Source organism: Brachyspira suanatina (assembly GCF_001049755.1).
In the GTDB taxonomy this organism is placed as follows: domain Bacteria; phylum Spirochaetota; class Brachyspiria; order Brachyspirales; family Brachyspiraceae; genus Brachyspira; species Brachyspira suanatina.
Genome location: NZ_CVLB01000003.1, coordinates 18,054 through 37,378, shown reverse-complemented (window position 1 = coordinate 37,378; position 19,325 = coordinate 18,054). Strand labels below are relative to the sequence as shown.

At 27.3% G+C, this 19,325-nt stretch carries 15 protein-coding genes; 7 read left to right on the top strand and 8 right to left on the bottom strand.

All coding sequences use genetic code 11. From position 1 onward, the window contains the following. Positions 1 to 147: 147 nt before the first annotated feature. Together BRSU_RS11915 and BRSU_RS11910 are read left to right on the top strand one after the other, a co-directional pair. On the top strand, positions 148 to 1,140 hold the full coding sequence (locus tag BRSU_RS11915; protein WP_048595730.1) for a hypothetical protein: 993 nt from the start codon (positions 148 to 150) through the stop codon (positions 1,138 to 1,140). Continuing rightward, the gene (locus BRSU_RS11910) at positions 1,133 to 2,428 is read left to right on the top strand and encodes an AAA family ATPase (protein WP_048595727.1); all 1,296 of its coding nucleotides are present in this window, start codon (positions 1,133 to 1,135) and stop codon (positions 2,426 to 2,428) included. Before BRSU_RS11915 ends, BRSU_RS11910 begins: the two co-directional genes overlap by 8 nt. Before the next feature lie 10 nt (positions 2,429 to 2,438). Here BRSU_RS11910 and BRSU_RS14515 read toward each other — a convergent pair whose 3' ends face one another. Next, positions 2,439 to 2,660 (bottom strand): hypothetical protein, encoded by a 222-nt coding sequence (locus BRSU_RS14515; RefSeq protein WP_157031490.1) that lies wholly within the window; start codon positions 2,658 to 2,660, stop codon positions 2,439 to 2,441. Between the two features lie 175 nt (positions 2,661 to 2,835). On the opposite strand from BRSU_RS14515, the gene modA reads away from it, so the two are divergent. Both modA and BRSU_RS11900 read left to right on the top strand, forming a co-directional pair. Continuing rightward, the gene (modA, locus tag BRSU_RS11905; RefSeq protein WP_048595726.1) at positions 2,836 to 3,612 is read left to right on the top strand and encodes a molybdate ABC transporter substrate-binding protein; all 777 of its coding nucleotides are present in this window, start codon (positions 2,836 to 2,838) and stop codon (positions 3,610 to 3,612) included. Positions 3,613 to 3,752: 140 nt separating this feature from the next. Beyond that, entirely contained in the window at positions 3,753 to 4,871 is a 1,119-nt protein-coding gene (locus BRSU_RS11900; protein WP_048595724.1) for a leucine-rich repeat domain-containing protein, read from the top strand. A 362-nt stretch (positions 4,872 to 5,233) separates the two neighbouring features. On the opposite strand, the gene BRSU_RS11895 is transcribed toward BRSU_RS11900, so the two are convergent. The 6 genes from BRSU_RS11895 to BRSU_RS11870 all read right to left on the bottom strand — a co-directional run bounded on the left by BRSU_RS11895 (position 5,234) and on the right by BRSU_RS11870 (position 11,740). Next, a complete protein-coding gene (locus tag BRSU_RS11895; protein WP_048595722.1) occupies positions 5,234 to 6,622 on the bottom strand; it encodes an MATE family efflux transporter in 1,389 nt (462 codons plus the stop codon). An 89-nt stretch (positions 6,623 to 6,711) separates the two neighbouring features. Continuing rightward, on the bottom strand, positions 6,712 to 8,097 hold the full coding sequence (locus BRSU_RS11890; RefSeq protein WP_048595720.1) for an MATE family efflux transporter: 1,386 nt from the start codon (positions 8,095 to 8,097) through the stop codon (positions 6,712 to 6,714). A gap of 462 nt (positions 8,098 to 8,559) precedes the next feature. Beyond that, the gene (locus BRSU_RS11885; protein WP_048595719.1) at positions 8,560 to 9,219 is read right to left on the bottom strand and encodes a hypothetical protein; all 660 of its coding nucleotides are present in this window, start codon (positions 9,217 to 9,219) and stop codon (positions 8,560 to 8,562) included. A 33-nt stretch (positions 9,220 to 9,252) separates the two neighbouring features. Beyond that, positions 9,253 to 9,636: a hypothetical protein gene (locus BRSU_RS11880; protein ID WP_048595717.1), complete on the bottom strand. Its 384-nt coding sequence runs from the start codon at positions 9,634 to 9,636 to the stop codon at positions 9,253 to 9,255. Positions 9,637 to 9,699: 63 nt separating this feature from the next. Then, complete coding sequence (locus BRSU_RS11875) at positions 9,700 to 10,521, bottom strand: histidinol-phosphatase HisJ family protein (protein WP_048595714.1); 822 nt, start codon at positions 10,519 to 10,521, stop codon at positions 9,700 to 9,702. 130 nt (positions 10,522 to 10,651) lie between these two features. After that, positions 10,652 to 11,740, bottom strand: coding sequence for an NAD(P)-dependent alcohol dehydrogenase (locus BRSU_RS11870; protein WP_048595713.1), 1,089 nt, complete (start codon positions 11,738 to 11,740; stop codon positions 10,652 to 10,654). Between the two features lie 495 nt (positions 11,741 to 12,235). Here BRSU_RS11870 and serS point away from each other — a divergent pair, with 495 nt between their 5' ends. The 3 genes from serS to BRSU_RS14510 all read left to right on the top strand — a co-directional run bounded on the left by serS (position 12,236) and on the right by BRSU_RS14510 (position 17,890). Then, the gene (serS, locus tag BRSU_RS11865) at positions 12,236 to 13,516 is read left to right on the top strand and encodes a serine--tRNA ligase (protein ID WP_048595712.1); all 1,281 of its coding nucleotides are present in this window, start codon (positions 12,236 to 12,238) and stop codon (positions 13,514 to 13,516) included. A gap of 144 nt (positions 13,517 to 13,660) precedes the next feature. Next, a complete protein-coding gene (locus tag BRSU_RS11860; protein ID WP_048595710.1) occupies positions 13,661 to 16,390 on the top strand; it encodes a class I SAM-dependent DNA methyltransferase in 2,730 nt (909 codons plus the stop codon). A 93-nt stretch (positions 16,391 to 16,483) separates the two neighbouring features. Next, positions 16,484 to 17,890, top strand: a complete 1,407-nt coding sequence (locus BRSU_RS14510) for a DUF2971 domain-containing protein (protein ID WP_053082767.1) — start codon at positions 16,484 to 16,486, stop codon at positions 17,888 to 17,890. Between the two features lie 364 nt (positions 17,891 to 18,254). Here the strand turns inward: BRSU_RS14510 and BRSU_RS11850 are convergent, their stop codons facing one another. Continuing rightward, a complete protein-coding gene (locus BRSU_RS11850; RefSeq protein WP_048595708.1) occupies positions 18,255 to 19,241 on the bottom strand; it encodes an aldo/keto reductase in 987 nt (328 codons plus the stop codon). Positions 19,242 to 19,325 lie beyond the last annotated feature (84 nt).

Here is a 19,325-nt window from a genome sequence, read left to right as displayed (position 1 = left end):
ATTTTTTTATATTTTTACATTTTTTCTAAAAAAAATTTAGATATTTTTAATTTAATTAATAATTAAAAAGTAATCATTAATGATTGATAAAATCCGAATATTATCGATGATATAGAATTTTTAAATATAAATTATGGTGCGAAAATTATGAATATTTTTATTAACGGCAAAGAATTATCAGTAATGCTTGAAAATGAAACTAATGCTTATGAAGTATTAAAACCCATAGAAGAATGGTGCAATTCTAATGACTTTTTAATAAATAAAATCATTATAGATAATAAAGAAATGCAGCCTTATATAGATGAAGAATATGAAACTATACCGGTAGAAAATATACAGAAAATAGAAGTTGAAGCATTAAGTCAGGCAGAATATTCTTTGTATTCTATTATGTCTATTGTTGAGTATATAGAAAAAGTATCAAATACTGTTTCAGTTACTGCTAAAGATATAGAAGATTTGAAAGACGGTATGTATTGGGTATTAGATTCTATACCTAGAACTATATTCCTTTTTAATATGAGTTTGGATTCTTATGGAATCATTCATATATTAAAAATGCTTGAAGTGAAGTTAGAAAAATTTAACAATGCATCAGATAATATAGATAAATTCAATGAGTTTTTTAATAATGAGTTTAAGCCTTTCTTAACTGAAAAAATGCTTCCTACTATGTACACAGTAATAGAAGAAGCTAAAATAAATACAATATTCCTTTTTGCGGGAAATATCACTGGAAGTAATGCTTTATATAAAGTAGGAAGTCTTCCTAAATTTCTTCCTCTAATATTGGATATACTTGATTCTATAGTTAATAAACTTCAATCAGGAAATGATAAAGAGGCTTTTATATATGCGGAGAAATTCTCACGTATAGTAAGTTATGCATTCAGCATACTTTCAAATGTGGCTTCTATTTATTCAATAGATTATTCTCAAATTTCTTTAAATTCTGTAACTCTTACAGATGCTATAAACGATTTTAATGAAATGATGAATAATGTTTTAGATGCTTTTGCTAATGAGGATTATATATCAATAGCCGATTTGCTTGAATACGAAATCAAAGAAAGAATAGAAAATATTATGAATTATATACCGCTTGTAGAGGAACATATTGAAAAACTCAATGTTTGATTTTGAAGAGGACATTAATAATTTCAGACCTATGGCTGAAAGAATGCGTCCTCTCACTATAGAAGAAGTTTTTGGTCAGCATCATATATTAGACAAAAATAAAACTCTAAGGAAAATGATAGATAATGATAAAATTACGTCTATGGTTTTCTTTGGCCCTCCTGGAGTAGGAAAATCAACTGTTGCATCAATTATAGCTAAAAAAACTAAAAGCGAATATATAAAACTCAATGCTGTACTTTCAAATGTTTCTGAAATAAGAGAAGCTATAAAAAAAGCCGAAAAGAATTTAGAAAACAGAAAAAAGACTATACTATTTATAGATGAGATACATAGATTCAATAAGAGTCAGCAAGATGCTTTACTTCCTGCAGTTGAAAACGGATCTGTTATACTTATAGGAAGCACAACATTAAATCCTTATTTCTATCTTAATAATGCCCTTCTTTCTCGTATAATGCTTTTTGAGTTTAGGAATCTTGATGATAATGATATAAGGGAAGCTGTATTAAAAGCTATTACAGATAAAAGAGGACTCGGTGAAGATGATGTGGCTGTTGAAGACGAGGCTGTTAATTTAATAGTACGTTATTCTCATGGCGATGTAAGAAAGGCTTTCACATATCTTGAAGCATCATACTTGGCAACTCAAATCGACGAAACTAAAGAAAAACTCACTATTACAGAAGAAATTGTAAGAGATGTTACAAGCAAGCAGTCTATAACTTTCGATGAAGATGAGCATTACAACACTATAAGTGCATTTATAAAGAGTGTAAGAGGAAGCGATCCTAATGCTGCCATTTACTATTTGGCTAGAATGCTTGAATCTGGAGAAGACCCTAGGTATATAGCAAGACGTTTATGTATATTAGCTTCTGAAGATATAGGGCTTGCCGAGCCTAATGCTATGAATATTGCTTCTTCTCTTCTGAGCATTGTTGACTTTATAGGTATGCCTGAAGGAAGAATACCTTTAGCTGAGGTTACTATTTATTTAGCATTATGTCCTAAATCAAATTCCGCTTACAATGCCATAAATAAAGCTATTAGAGATATAAGAAACGGAGAATTATATTCCATTCCGAACTATTTAAGAGATAATCATTCAGCAACATTCGATAAAAAAAGTAATGAAGAATATAAATATCCTCATGATTATCCTTATCATATAGTAAAGCAGGATTATTTAGAGCATGGCATAAAAAAAGAATATTATGAACCTGTAGATATAGGCGAAGAAAGAGAGCTAAAAAAAAGGTATGAGTGGATTATAAAGCATATATGATTCATTTTACTTAAATAAAGTAAATCTGTTTTATCTTATTATTATAATAAAAATAGATGTTCATGCTATTTATTATTATATGTTCCATATTATGTGGCTCGCTTCCTTTAAATTTAAAGTTCTCTTTATCTTTTTTGGAGGTAAATATGCATGATAATATGATTCTGGAAGATGGGGGATATGGAAGTAAATCTACAGAAGTATGAATATCTAACAATAAATAGCTATACATATGTCCCCGCTTCCACCATAATATTTACAAAATTCTATTATTTATTTTGATATATCTTAAAACAAATTCTGTTTTTATAACTTTAATATGAAAAAATCTCATACAAATATAGACTAATTCTATAAATTATATATAATTAAAAAATAAATTTGTACATCATATATTGGAAATATTTATGAAAACAAATAAATTAAAAGTAATTTTATACTTTATTGTTATATCAATATTTTTATTCTCATGTTTGAAAAATAAAGAAGAAAAAGATGATATTATTATATTTGCTTCTGCTAGCTTAATGAATCCATTAATTGAAATATGCACTAATTATGAAAAAGAAACAGGTAAAAGAATAGGCTGTACATTTGATTCATCTGGAAGGTTAAGAAAACAGATACAATCCGGAGCTTATTCTGATTTATATTTTTCAGCCTCTGCTAGAGAAATGAATATATTAAAAAGTATAGATTTATTATATAATGATAGTATAACAAATGTACTTAAAAATGATATAGTATTAGTTGTGCCAAAAAATTCAAATATATATCTTGACTCTTTTTGGGATTTAACTAATGATTATGTAACGAAGATAGCCGTTGGAGAATCAATGACCTCTTCTATAGGACAATATACAGAGGAAATATTAAAAAAATTTGATATATATGATATGATTTCAGATAAAATTATATATGGTAAGGATACTAAAGAAGTAATTGATTTGGTAAAAAATGATAAAATAGACTGCGGAATAGTTTATATAACAGAAGCTATACTTAATAATAATAATGATTTACAAATAGCTGCTGAGCCTAAAACTCATACAGATATAGTTTATAGTATTGCTGTACTTAAAAAATCTTTGAAAGAAAAAGAGGCAAGAGATTTTATTAATTATTTATTTTCAGAAAAAAGCATTAATATATTAAAAGATTATGGATTTGGAATGGTTATATAATCAATTATTTAATACTTAATATTATAAATTTTATTTTCAATAACTAATTCAGTTTTTATCAGATTAAAATAATATGATATATATTAATATTTTTTAAAATAAATTTATTATTTGTTATAATTAAATAATAAGGGTTAAATATGAGAAAAATAATATTAATAATTTTAGCTTTTATGATTTTTTTATCATGCAGAGGATCAGTAACATCTCCTAATAATATTGATAATAACGGAAATACCACTGAACCACCAATAACTGAAGAAGAATTAAATAAATATGGTATAGAAATAGACACTGCTACTGCTAAAAATATAAGGGAATCATTAGAAAAATATTATAATGATAAAGGCGAATATAAAGTAATATTTAAAGGTACTTCTACAAAATATTATGATAAATCTAGCACTCTTGGTACTATAATAAATGAGATTAAAGACATTAAAGATATAATAGTGTCATTTGAAAATGTGCAATTTCAAAATAATAAACTTCCTGATTATATATTAGTAAATACTTCTCTTGACAATTATAATATAGCAAAAGTTATTCTTCCTGATTATATAGCTATTTTGGGAAACGAAGTATTCTTTAATTGCAAAGTTTTGACAGAAGTAAATATGCCTAAAAGTTTAATAGAAATAGGAGGCAGTATTTTTTATAATACAAAAGTAAAAAATATTAATTTACCTAATGGATTAAAAACTATAAATGATTATGCTTTTGAAATTTCTGCTATAGAAAGTATTGATATGCCTGATTCTGTAACAAGTATAGGAAAAGAGGCATTTGAGGCATGCAGGCAATTACAAAGCATGAAATTATCTAAAAATTTAAGTGTTATACCTAAATCTGCTTTTGCTAGCTGTTCTGGATTAAAAACTATAACTATACCAGAGTCTGTTACCTCTATAGAGGATTTAGCTTTTTATGCATGCAGCGGTGCTGAAAGTATTGTGTTTGAAGGTGCAAATCCAAAATTAACAACTATAGGGGACTCTGCTTTTGGATATTGTAGAAAATTAACAACTATTACAATACCTGCTAATGTTATAAGCATTGGAGATCTTGTTTTTTCTACCTGTGAGTCATTAACAAGCATAACATTTTTGTCAGCTAATCCTCCTTCAATAAATGGAGATAATACTTTTAAAGGTACTATTTTAAAAACTATATATGTGCCTACAGGTGCATCTGCAGCTTATCAATCTTTAAAAGGCAAACATGGTATTTCTGCAGATGTAGTTATAACTGAGATATAGTTTATTTAACGCACGCTGAATAAGTTTTTTTATATAATTTAAATTGTAATTATCAATCAGCATATATTTTAAATTCTGCTCTGCGTGCGGTTAGTACATAAAAATTTTAAAAAAAATCATGGGTGATCAGCTAAAATAACAGTTTAAAACAAAAAAGAAAAATAATCTAGAAATGACTTAACGATGTAAAAAGTATAAAGGGTGGGCAAGTGTAATTAATTTTTAAAACTTTATTCACATACCCCGACCTTTAAAATTTACAGCTTTATTTTAAAGTTTAGTGTTATTTATATTTAAAGCCAAATTAAAATTTATTAGCACCCGCCCAAGCTTTATTTAAATTTAGAATTTATTTTAATGCTTTAATTATCATCTTTAGAAGGAGAATTCAATGTGAGATTAGCATTCTTTTGCCATTTATTTGAATAATAATAAACTAAATGGAAAACCATATTGAAGAAGTTACTAACAGACATAGAAATCCACACTCCCCATAAACCTATTTTTGGAGATAATAAATAAACAACAGGAATTCTTACTAGAAAATGAGTAAATAAAGTAAACAGCATAATTACAAAAGTTTTTCCGGAAGCATTAATAATACCATTTGCTGAAAATATAATGGCAACTAATATTGTTGAAGGCACACCGGCATATATATAACTTTTCATATACGGCATTATATTATCATCTTGTACAAATATTTTTATGATAAACTCTGGAAACAGCATACATAATGCAGTCATAATCAATGCTATAGCTAAAGAAATTTTTAATCCTGTACTAAATATCTCTTTTATTCTATACATTTTATCAGCACCAATATTCTGAGCAGCCATAGTTCCTACACCTGAAAGAATAGCAGAAAGCGGTACGAATGATAAAGCATCTATTCTAGCAGCTACAGCAAAAGATGCTGAAGCTAATTCTCCATAAGAATTAATAACTTTATTTAAAAATAGCCAGCTTATAGAAGATATCAGCTGCATAAGAGTGAAAGGCAAACCTATTTTTATTATTAATTTTGTTATGTTTAAATCAAATGTGAAATTAAGCGGATTAGCCCTTACAATACTGTTTTTTGCTTTTAAGTAAATCATACTTACTATTACAGATATGGCTTGTGCAAATACTGTGGCATAAGCGGCGCCTTCTACACCCATAGCCGGAATTGGTCCTATTCCTTTTATTAAAATAGGATCTAATATTATATTTATCACAGAAGATATTATCAAAAATATTAAAGGCCTTACAGTATCTCCTATACCTCTAAGCAAAGCAGAAACGAAAGTATAATAAAATACAAATGGAAAACCAATCATACTTATTCTAAAATAACTTACAGCATCTTCCATTATACTATCAGCAGTATTTAAAAATACCATTAGATTAGGTGCAAATACGTATCCTAATATAGCTAATGTTAAAGCAGTTATTAAACTTACAGTAGTTGAAACTTTAGAAATATATGTTACATATTCTTTATCATTAGCACCGAAATACTGCCCTATTAAAACATTAACAGCAGTTGCTATTCCTGATGCTATAGCTGTAATAACCATTGTAAGAGGAAAACTTATTGAAACAGCTGCAAGTCCTTTAGAACCTACAATCTGTCCTATCCAAATGGCATCAACTGTAGAGTATGCCACATTTAATAAGTTTCCCAAAACCATGGGGATAACTAATATTAAAAGCCCTTTAGCTACATTACATTCTGTTAAATCTAATAATTTTTCTTCTTTTGCCATTATCAATTTACCTAAATTATTTTTATTTTATATAAAATAATTCAGTAATTCTATATAGAAGATATATAAAAGTCAATAAGTTTTAGTATTTATAAATTATGTTCAGCTGCGGAATGAGAGGCAATATTTGCATCTTTTTTCCATTTGTTGGAGAAGTAATATAATAAACTTAAACTCATACTAAAGAAGTTGCTTACAGCCATAGCAGTCCAAATTCCCCATAATTCCATTTGAGGAGATATCATATATGCAAGAGGCACTCTGATTATTATATGTGCACAAAAAGCAAATAGCATAAGCATAAAAGTTTTTCCAGCTCCATTAATAACACCATTAGCAGTAAACATTACAGCAAGCATTACTATAGAAGGCATAACAACATAAATATAGCTTTTAGTATATTTCAAAACACTCATATCTTTAGTAAACATTCTTACAATAATCTCAGGAAACAATACAGAAAAAATAGCCATAAATGCAGATATTCCTACAGAAAGTATCATTCCGGCTTTAAATATTTCCTTTACTCTCTCCATTTTTCCTGCTCCAATATTTTGAGCTGTCATAGTGGCAATACCAGCAGATAATGCTAAAAGCGGAAGAAATGATAAAGAATCCACTCTCATAGATACAGCAACAGATGCAGAAGCAGCTTCTCCGTAAGTGTTTATAAGTCTATTTAAAAATAACCAGCTTACAGATACTATTAATTGCATAGCAGCAAATGGAAGCCCTATCCTAAACATTAACTTAGTTATATTAAGATCGAAAGCCAAATCAAAAGGATTAGCTTTTACAATACTGTTTTTCATTTTTAAATATATCATAGATACGGCAACTGAAACAAATTGTGAGAAAGCTGTTGCATAAGCGGCACCATCAAGTCCCATAGCAGGAAAAGGCCCTATTCCTTTTATCATAAGAGGATCTAATATTAAATTTAATACAGAAGAAATAGCTAAAAATATCAAAGGTCTTACAGTATCTCCAATTCCTCTAAGCAGAGCAGACACCAAAAAATAATAAAACATAAATGGAAAACCTATCATGCTTATTCTGAAATAGCTAACAGAATATTCCATTATACTATCTGCAGTATTTAAAAATCTCATCATAGCAGGGGCAAATATATATCCTATAATAGCCAAAGCTAAAGCAGTGATCAAACTTATAGTAGTTGAAACTCTTGAAACATATATTACAGAATCTTTATCATTAGCACCGAAATACTGCCCTATTAAAATATTGGATGCTACTGTAACGCCTGAAGCTATAGCCATAAGTATTAATATTATAGGGAAACTAACAGCAATAGCACCAAGTCCTTTAGGGCCTATCATCTGACCAATCCAAATAGTATCAACTATATTATATGCAATATTTAAAAGGTTTCCTAATATCATAGGTATAACTAAGTTTATAAGTCCTCTGCTTACATTACCCTCAGTAAGCTCCAACATCTTATCTCTTTCCATGATTGTCCTCATTCATAAGTTTTTATAATTCATAGTGTTTTTATTTTATCATAATGTTTTCATAAAAATGAGGCTTGAAACATATTATTTTCAAAACCTATTAATAACTTTTTTATTATTGCATTGTTTATAGAAAAAAGTTTAAAAAGTATAAAAGCATTCAAAAAAGATAAACATAATGCAAAAGATTATGTTTATTAGACTTAATCATATTCTCAATAAGAGATAGAAATAAATGACGCTTTACTGCAATAATATCAAATACAGATATTTGATAATATGAATCAAATTGCGGTAATTTCATACAATTTCCTATATGATTATAAGTTATAAAAACGGAATATATGTTTTCTATTAAAAACTAATTAGTAATCTTATATTCTTAAAAAATAAAGTCAATATCAAAAATGTATTATTTATAAAAATTTAATATTTTATAGTATAAAACATAAATTACTGATATTATCTTCTTCTCCTAGTAGAAGATCTTCTGAAAGTAGATTGTTTTCTTGTAGAGCTTCCTGAGCTAGGTTTGAATAATGTTCTTCTTTTAGTAGTAGAACTATTATTGTTATTTACTGTTGTTTTTTTAGTTGTAGATCTTGAATTATTGAATATGCTTCTTCTTGTTGAAGTTCTATTATTATATTTATCATCATAATAATCTCTATTAATAGTTCTTCTTTTACCATAATCATCATAATATGTTGGTCTTCTATCGTCCATCATATTCATAAGCATCATATATGTAAAGAAACTGCTTCCATAACCTCTGTTATTTACCGTTCTTTGGGCTGTTTCAGGCTCAATTTCATCAATGAAATTTGTGTATTTAGTGAAACTATTTGTAGGAAGAGGAACATTAAATTCATATTTTCCTTTATCAAACATCATAGGACCTATTTGCGACATAGAAGTATTAACTATTACATCATCATCATTTAAAAATTGAGAAACTAAAAATATATTTTCTGATTGTCTGCCTGACTTTTTAGCTTCTACTATTACTTTTATACTATCATTTTCTTTATTTGCTGATACAACATTAAAATATGATTTTGATGGAGCAAAACAAGAAATAAAAATAAAATTTAAAAATAATAAAATATAAACTTTCTTCATAATCATAAACCTCATAATTAACTTATATATTTTTTATCTAGTCCAAATTAGTATAAGCAATTTTTTTATACTTATTTCTAATTCCATAAAGTTATTGGATAATGTTTTTCTTTCGCTTTTTATTAATAATTTCTGATATAAAATTTCATTAAGAAGATAAACCAAAAAGTCTTCAACACTTGAATATACTTCTCCGGCACTTTCTGAAGTATAAAAAACTATTTCATTGTTATTTTTTAATTCATTTGACACAGCATTTCTGATTCTTTCTTTTTCATCATTGTCTAAATCGTATATATGATTTTCCAATTCTTTTTCATTTTTTAAAACTTCAAATTGAAAATCATCTTCATAAAGGGCTCTTAATTCAGAATATTCAACCAAATCAAAATATTTTTTTACTTCGTCTAATATCATACAACCTCCATAAACCTGATTTTATTATAACCGATATTTTTTGCCTGTCAATATTTATATACTTTAAAGATTATGAAAATATGGAATCATTTTATCATAAGTGCAGAATTGTTTAAATCCTATGTCTTTTAAAATTTCTTTTGCTTCATTTATGTGAAATCCCAAATGACTAGGCTGATGACTGTCGCTTCCTATAGTGATAATATTTCCACCCAATTTATGGTACAGATTTAATATATCTATGGAAGGCGTAGTATCTTTCAAACCGTATCTATGATATGAAGTATTAAATTCTATTCCTTTACCATCTTTTATAACTATTTTTAATATATCTTCTATAATCGGTTTTACTTTTTTAAAAGGGTAAACACCTTTTTTATCGTATCGTATAATCAAATCTAAATGCCCAAGCACTGAATAATTTGTAAACATTTTTACAACATTTAGCATTTCTTCATAATAGGCTTCATTGTATTCTTTTTGAGTTTTGTTTCTTTGAAAATCCTGAGTCCAGAATTCTTTATCATTTACTTGATGAACTGAAAATATAATAAAATCGAAATCGTATTTTTTTAAAAGCGCTTCATATTTATCTATAGTATGAGTTTGTATGCCGCATTCAAGTCCTGTTTTTATATTAATTTTATTTCCGTATATTTCTTTCATTCTTTTTATATCTTCTACATACTTTGGATAATTGACATTTGATATAGTTTTTTCATCTCTTATTTCAATTTCGTACCAATCTTTTTTTATGCCATAATCCACATGATCGGTAATACAAATATCATCTATATTTAGTTTTATAGCATCTTTTATAACTTCTTCTAATGGATAATTAGAATCGTCGCTAAACTCTGTATGTACATGATAATCGGCAGTCATATAATAATCCTTTTTTATATTAATACTAATCAATAATTTATTTATTATATCATTTACAATAAAAAGAGACAGCATATTCTTAATGCTGCCTCAAATTTATAAAGAATATTATGAACAAAAATTTTTTTACTTATTGAAGAGTTTTCATATCAATTACATATCTGAATTTTGCCTGACCTGTTGTAAGTTTTTGATACGCTTCATCAATTTGATTTGCTGCGATAATTTCAGTTTCAGGGTATATTTTATGTTCTAATGAGAAATCCAACATCTCTTGAGTTTCTTTAATACCGCCTATCATAGAACCATAAACTTTTTTTCCACCTGAGAATATTAATCTTGCCAAATCTATGCTTTGTTTCAATTCTGCTGGAGGAAGTCCTACTATAGCCATTTCTCCGCCGTATTTCAATAGATCAACATAATTGTTAACATCATAACCTGTAGGAATTGTAGATATGATTAAATCGAAACGTACAGGAACATCTTTTGTAGAAGTAAATAAATCTTTTGCTCCCATTTCCAAAGCTTCTTTTTTCTTCTTATCATTTCTAGCAAATACATAAACTTGAGCACCCATATTAACAGCATATTTTACAGCCATAGAGCCAAGTCCTCCGAAACCTGCAACGCCTACTATATCTCCTTCTTTTACTCCTGAGAATTTCAAAGGAGAATAAGTTGTAATTCCTGCACATAGTAATGGTGCTACTTTTTCCATTGGGGCATCTTTTGGTACAGTAATAGCAAATTTCTCGCTTACTACTATATTATTAGAATATCCTCCGTAAGTAGGTTCATTATCATGAAAATGGTCTTTACAGTCATAGGTTAATACAGTCTGACCTCTTTCGCAGAATTGTTCATGGCTTCTTTTGCATGCTTCGCATTCTCCGCATGAGTTTACCATACATCCAACACCAGCATAATCTCCTACTTTAAACTTAGTAACATTTTTTCCTACTGCTACAACCTTTCCTGCAATTTCATGTCCCGGAACCATAGGGTATATTCCTTCATGCCATTCGCTTCTTGCTGAGTGTATATCGCTATGGCATATTCCGGCATACATTATTTCTATTAATATATCATTATCTCCCATAGAATGTCTTGAAAATTCAAATGGTTTAAAAGTATCTGTTTTGCTATGTACGGCATAACCTTTAGCATTTATTCTCTGACCTGAATTAGCTTCTTCTAAGTTTTTATCAAGTAACATAAATAGCTCCTTTTTATAAATATGGCATTATTATAACATTGAAGTGTACTCCAATGTCAATAGGCAATATACATATTTTTGAATTTTTATTACAAATCCCGCCCCTTATTTTTGTTAACTTTATTTACAATTAAGAGCTTTATTCATATTTAAAGCCAATTCAGAAAAAGCATGCCAGCCCAAGTGGTTATTAGATTTAAAGCCTATTAACCGCACGGTGAGCGTATTTTTATATATAATTTGATTTTGATTAATAACTTATTTATATTAATAGTTTTACTCTGCGTGCGGGTGTATAAGCTGAAAATTAAAAAAACTTGGGTGGGTGCTGAAATTTCTAATGAGATTAACAAATATACTAAAAACAAAATATTCTAATAAAAATTATCAAGACTAGAGGGTGGGGGAGGTGAGAATAAAATTTAATAAAATACAATTTACTATTTTTAAAAAAGCTGTATAATTTAATACAAATTTTATTTAAGGATTTTTATTATGATAGATGTAAAATTAATAAGAGAAAATATTGAATTAGTAGAAGATAACTTGAGAAAGAGAAGAAGCAAAGTATCTTTAGACAAGTTAAAATCATTAGAACATGAAAGACTAGATTTATTGAAAGAAGTAGAGCAGGATAGAGCTAAAAAAAATGAATCTTCAAAAAAAATCGGCGAATGCATGAAAGCCGGAAATAAAGAAGAGGCAGAAAAAATAAAAGAAGAAATGAAAAACTTCACAGAATCCTTAAATAAAAAAGAAGAGAAGTTGTCGCAGTTGGAAGAGGCTGTTAATAATGAAATACTTTATTTGCCTAATATGCTTTCTGAAGATGTACCAGACGGAGATGATGAAAAAGCAAATAAAGAAATCATAAGATGGGGAGAGCCTCGTAAATTTGATTTTGAAGTAAAAGACCATGTTGATATAGCTATGGGTTTAGATATTCTTGATATAGAAAGAGCTGTTAGAATGTCAAGAACTCGTTTCTCACTTATGAAAGGAAAAGGTGCAGCATTGGAAAGAGCTTTGATTAACTTCATGTTAAAGAAACACACTTCAGAGCATGGTTATACAGAATATGTACCTCCTATACTTGTTAATGGCAGAACTATGACAGGTACTGGTCAGCTTCCAAAATTTGAAGAGGATTTATTTAAAACTACAGATGATCCTGCTTTATACCTTATACCTACAGCAGAAGTTCCTCTTACAAATATATACAGAGAAGAAATTATACCAGAGAACATGCTTCCTTTATATTGTACTGCTTATACACCTTGTTTCCGTTCTGAAGCTGGTTCTTACGGACGTGATATGAGAGGCTTAATAAGACAGCATCAATTCGACAAAGTAGAGTTAGTAAAAATATGTGCAGCTGATAAATCTAAAGAAGAACATGAAAAAATGCTTAAAGATGCAGAAAGTATTTTACAGGCATTAGAACTTCCATACAGAGTAGTAGTTCTTTCTTCCGGAGATATAGGAAATGCTGCTTATAAAACTTTTGATATAGAAGTTTGGCTTCCTTCACAAAACATGTACAGAGAGATTTCAAGTGTAAGTAACTGTTGGGATTATCAGGCAAGAAGAATGCAGATGAGAACTAGAAGAAACGGCAAAACAGAATTAGTACATACATTAAACGGTTCAGGTATTGCTGTTGGAAGAACTTGGATTGCCATACTTGAAAATTATCAGCAGGCAGACGGAAGTGTTATCATACCAGATGCTTTAAGACCGTTTACAGGATTTGATAAGATAGAAAAGACTAATTAATGTTGTTAGATAAATAGTTTTTAATATAATATTGATAAAATAGGGACTAATAAAAATTTATTAGTCCCTTATTTTTGTTTTTTATATTTTTAAGTTTTTATAAAAATATGTTATAATGTAAAAATATATTAGGAGTTTATATTTATGGCTAATTTATCTTGGAATGAAATAAAAAATAGGGCTTTAGATTTTCAAAAGAAATGGCAGAATGAAAAAAGAGAGAATGCAGAAAAGCAAACTTTTTATAATGAGTTTTTTGAAGTTTTTGGATTAAGCAGAAGAAGGGTTGCAAGTTTTGAAGAACCTGTGAAAAAATTAAATAACAGACAAGGATTTATAGATTTATTTTGGAAAGGTGTTTTAATAGTTGAGCATAAATCATTAGGAAAAAATTTAGATGAAGCGAAAACACAGGCATTTGAATATTTTGAAGGATTAAAAGAAGGCGAACTTCCAAGATATATATTAGTTTCTGACTTTAATAATTTTGAACTTTTTGATTTAGATGAAAATCAAGAATACAAGTTTGAGTTTAAAGATTTTTATAAAAATATAAAATTATTCGGTTTTATAGCAGGATATCAGAAAAGAGTTTATAAAGATTTAGAGCCTGCCAATATAAAGGCTTCAGAACTTATGGGAAAGTTATATGATAAACTTGCCAAAAATAATTATAAACAGCATGATTTAGAATTATTTTTAGTAAGGGTGCTTTTCTGTTTATTTGCTGATGATACAGGAATATTTAAAAATGAAGATTTTAAATATTTAATAGAAGATAAAACAAAAGAAGACGGAAGCGATACAGGAATATGGCTTCATCAATTATTTGAAGTACTTGATACAAAAATAGAAGATAGACAGACAAATTTAGATGAAACATTAAAAGAGTTTCCTTATATCAATGGTTCTTTATTTGAAAATACTGTGAGAATACCTTCATTTGATAAGGATATGAGAAATGCTTTGCTTGAATGCTGTTATTTTGATTGGAGTAATATATCACCTGCAATATTTGGTTCGCTTTTTCAATGTGTTGCTGATAAAGAAAAGAGAAGAAGTTTTGGAGAGCATTATACAAGTGAAAACAATATAATGAAAACTATAAGTGCTTTATTTTTAGATGAATTAAGAGAAGAATTTGAAAAAATAAAGACAAACAAAAATAAATTAAGAGAGTTTCATCAAAAAATATCAAAATTAAAATTTTTAGACCCTGCATGCGGATGCGGTAACTTCTTAATTATAGCATATAGAGAAATAAGACAATTAGAAATAGATATATTAACAGAGATTCATAAAGAAGATTTACAAGACGGAATACTATCTATAGACATTTCAAATTTATCTTTAATAGATGTTGATAATTTTTACGGTATAGAAATAAATGAATTCCCAGCAAAAATTGCTGAAGTGGCTTTATGGCTTATGGATCATTTAATGAATTTAAAACTTTCTATAAAGTTCGGAAGGGCTTTTGAAAGAATACCATTAAAAAAATCTGCAGTTATAAAAAATGAAAATGCTTTAATAATTGATTGGAAAAATATAATAGATGTAAAAGAACTTTCGTATATACTCGGCAATCCTCCTTTCGTAGGTGCTAGAATGAAAAGCAAAGAACAAAGCGAGGAGATGAAAAAAGTATTTAATAATATGAAAGGATACGGCGATTTAGACTATGTAAGTGCTTGGTATAAAAAGTCAGCCGAACTTATAAAGGGTACAAAAATAAAAGCCGCTTTTGTTTCAACCAACTCTATAACACAGGGTACACAGGTTAGTATATTATGGGAGAACCTTATAAAAGAATGCGGAGTGCATATACATTTTGCCCATAGAACTTTTGAATGGAATAATGAAGCCAAAGGCAAGGCACATGTTTACTGCGTAATAATAGGGTTTGCCAATTTTAATATTGATAAGAAAAGACTTTTTGACTATGAGGATATAAAAGGCGAGCCTCATGAAATAATAGCAGAAAATATTAATCCTTATTTAATAGATTTTGAAAATATTTTTGTAGTAAGCAGAAAAGAATCAATATGTAAAGTACCAAAAATGGTATTTGGAAGTATGCCTAATGATAATGGTAATTTTTTCTTTAAAAATGAAGAAAAAGAAGAATTTATAAAAAAAGAGCCAAATGCAGAAAAATATATAAAAAGATTTATAGGAAGTGAAGAATATATAAATAATAAAAAAAGATATTGTTTATGGCTTGAAAATATTTCACCTGCAGAATTAAAAAAAATGCCTTTAGTAATGGAAAGAGTAGAAAAAGTAAAACAGTACAGATTAAGCTCTACAAGAGAGGCAACAGTTAAACTTGCAAACACTCCGTATTTATTTGGGGAAATAAGACAGCCAAAAGATGATTATATTTTAATACCTAGAGTTTCTTCTGAAAGGAGAAAATATATTCCTATAGGTTTTATGGATAAAAATACTATAGCTGGTGATTCTTGTCTTATAGTTCAAAATGCCGATCTTTATCATTTCGGGGTGCTTACATCAATTATGCATATGGTTTGGGTTAAATATGTTTGCGGTAGGCTTAAGAGTGATTACAGATATTCTAAAGATATAGTATACAATAATTTTCCTTGGCCTTTAAATATATCCGAAGAAATTAAAACCAGCATAGAGATTAGGGCTAAGGGTGTGCTTAGTGCTAGGGCTATGTTTCCTGATTCTTCGCTTGCTGATCTTTATGACCCTTTGACTATGTCTAAGGCTTTAATTGATGCACACAATAAGTTAGATTTAGAAGTTGACAAGGCGTACGGCGTTAAGAAAAATGAATTAAAAAATGAAAGTGATAGAATTAAATTCCTATTCAAAATGTATGAGAAATATATTGATAATTTATGATTTTGTTTTTATCAACTTTTTTCGTTAAAAACAAAGCAAAAAAACAAATTATTTTTACTATAAAATATACTGTTTAGTGTTTAGGATATAATTATGAATGATAAAGAAAATATTATTAAAGAAATAGAAAATTTAATTGATGAAAGAAAATATAAAAAAGCTATTAAAATTTGTAATAAATATTTAAATAATAATAATATAGAAATATTTTTTTATAAAGCATTTGCTATTTTTAAATTAAAAAGATATAAAAAAGCTATTATGTACTTTTTAGAAATCATAAAAAAATTTAGTAATTCTCAAAATACAAAATATTTTTATACTTATTTATTTACTGCATTATCTTATCTCAAAGCTAATAAATATAAATTATCTATGAAATATTTAAAAGATGTTATAAATAAAAATAAAGATTTTTCAGAAGCATATTATTATATAGGATTAATAGAACAACATTATAGAAATTATAATGAAGCACTTAATAATTATAATCTTGCTATAAAATGCTGCAAATATCCATATAATAAATTAACGATGTATGTAAAAAAAATAGAATTACTTATAAAATCAAAATATGATGAAAAAGAAATAATTGATTCATATAATGATATGAAAATTGTAATTAATAATATAAAGAAGTATGGTAAAATAAAATATACTTTTATTATATTTAATGAATTATCATCTATATATAATAATATATCATATATAATTAATAATTATGATAAAAATAAATTTATAGAAATTATAAATGATATAATTTTAGTTGATTTTAATAATAAAATAAAAAAATATGACATAAAAAATAGTACTTTATATCATTATACAAAAGTTAATAAAGATACTTTAAGAAGTATATTAAATAATACTTTATGGTGCAGTAATACAAAAGAATTTAATGATCCTGTTGATCCTTACATAAGAAACAATAAAAAAGAAAGTTCTAGTCAACTTTATAATTATTTATTAGAGAAAATAAAAGTCGCCTGTTTAACTACACATAATGATAATACTTTAATGTGGAGCCATTATGCTGATAAACATAAAGGTATTTGTATTGAATACAATATTGATAATATATTTAATATAAATTTTACTATATTGCAAAAAATAAATTATCATAAAAATATGTCAAAATCAAATATATTTTATGATGACAATGTTATATTAGGGAATAATAAATCAATAGATAATATAACAGATATATTTACAGTAAAATCTAAAGAGTGGAAATATGAAGACGAGTACCGCATACTTTTTTATGATGAAGAAAATAAAAATCCAAATGGAACACTTATTAATTTACCAATAAAAAGTATTTGTTTCGGTGTAAAAACTTCAGATGATGATAAAGAACTTATATATAATATCGTAAATTCTATAAATGAAAAAAGACTTGATTATAATAATGATATAGTTAAATTGTATCAGGCGGAACTAGATGATAATGAGCTTTTTAAGATTAATATTAAGCCTTACAAACATGAAAAAATTAAGTAATAATTTTAATTTATCTATATTTTAAGATATTAATATTTATAAAAATGCAGTCTTTTTGGTTCTTTTGGTCACAAAAAGAACTGGGGGTGTGGGGGCTAGTCCCCACAAATAATTTATTAGTTATAATTATTTTTCTGCTGTATACTTTGAACTTTATCAAATTTTAATAATATACTAACTACAAAAGATTTAATTTTTATTTTTATATAATAAAATATTTTAAAACTGTTTTACGAACTAGATGATAATGAGCTTTTTAAGATTAATATTAAGCCTTATAAGCATGAAAAGAAAAATGATTAAAGTTGTCAGCAAATTTTTTATTATAAAACTTGCTGACAAAAATTATTTTTAGGAATTGATATTATAAACTAATATCATCAATCTTTCTTAATTCCTCATCGGAGAAATTATTCTTGTTAATGATTTTCAAATTCTCTATAATCTGGCTAGGTCTTGAAGCTCCTATTAATACGCTTGTTACTTCTTCATCTTTCAAAACCCATCTTAATGCCATTTGAGCCAAACTTTCGCCTCTTTGATTAGCTAATTTGTTTAGTTCGCCTATTTTTTCTAATTTCTTTCTGCTTAGAGCATCTTGCTTTAAATATCTTCCGTCTGCTGCCATTCTGCTGTCGCTTGGTATGCCATTCAAATATTTATCAGTTAATAACCCTTGTGCTAATGGACTGTAAGCTATTATTCCTTTTCCTAATTTTTTAGCTTTTAATTTTAATCCGTTATTTTCTATAGTTCTGTCAAATATAGAATATCTGTTCTGATTAATAATGAATGGTACATTTGCCATATATAATAATTTAGAAGCTCTTTCCATTGTAGGGCCGTCATAATTTGAAAGCCCAACATATAAAGCTTTTCCGCTCTTTACTATTCTAGTCAATGCTTCAAGAGTTTCCTCAAGTGGTGTTTCAGGATCCATTCTATGATGATAGAATATATCAACATATTCAAGATTTAATCTTTTTAAACTTTGATTTATGCTAGCTATTAAATATTTTTTGCTTCCAAAATCTCCGTAAGGCCCTGGCCACATATCGTAACCGGCTTTAGTGCTTATTATAAGTTCATCTCTGTATTTATTAAGCCCGTCATTTAATATTTTACCCATACTAATTTCAGCAGAACCATAAGGAGGGCCATAATTATTAGCTAGGTCAAAATGTGTGATTCCATTGTCAAAAGCAGTTTTTATCATATCTTTCATATTATCATAATCGCAGTTAGCACCGAAATTATGCCAAAGTCCTAAAGATACAATAGGTAATTTCAAACCGCTTTTTCCGCATCTGTTGTATATCATACTGTCGTATCTGTTTTCAGAAATATCCATTTTTTATCCTTTTAGCCTAAGTAATTAGTTCTATATTTATAAGTATAGATCTATTATGACATTATTCAAGTATAATATGTAAAA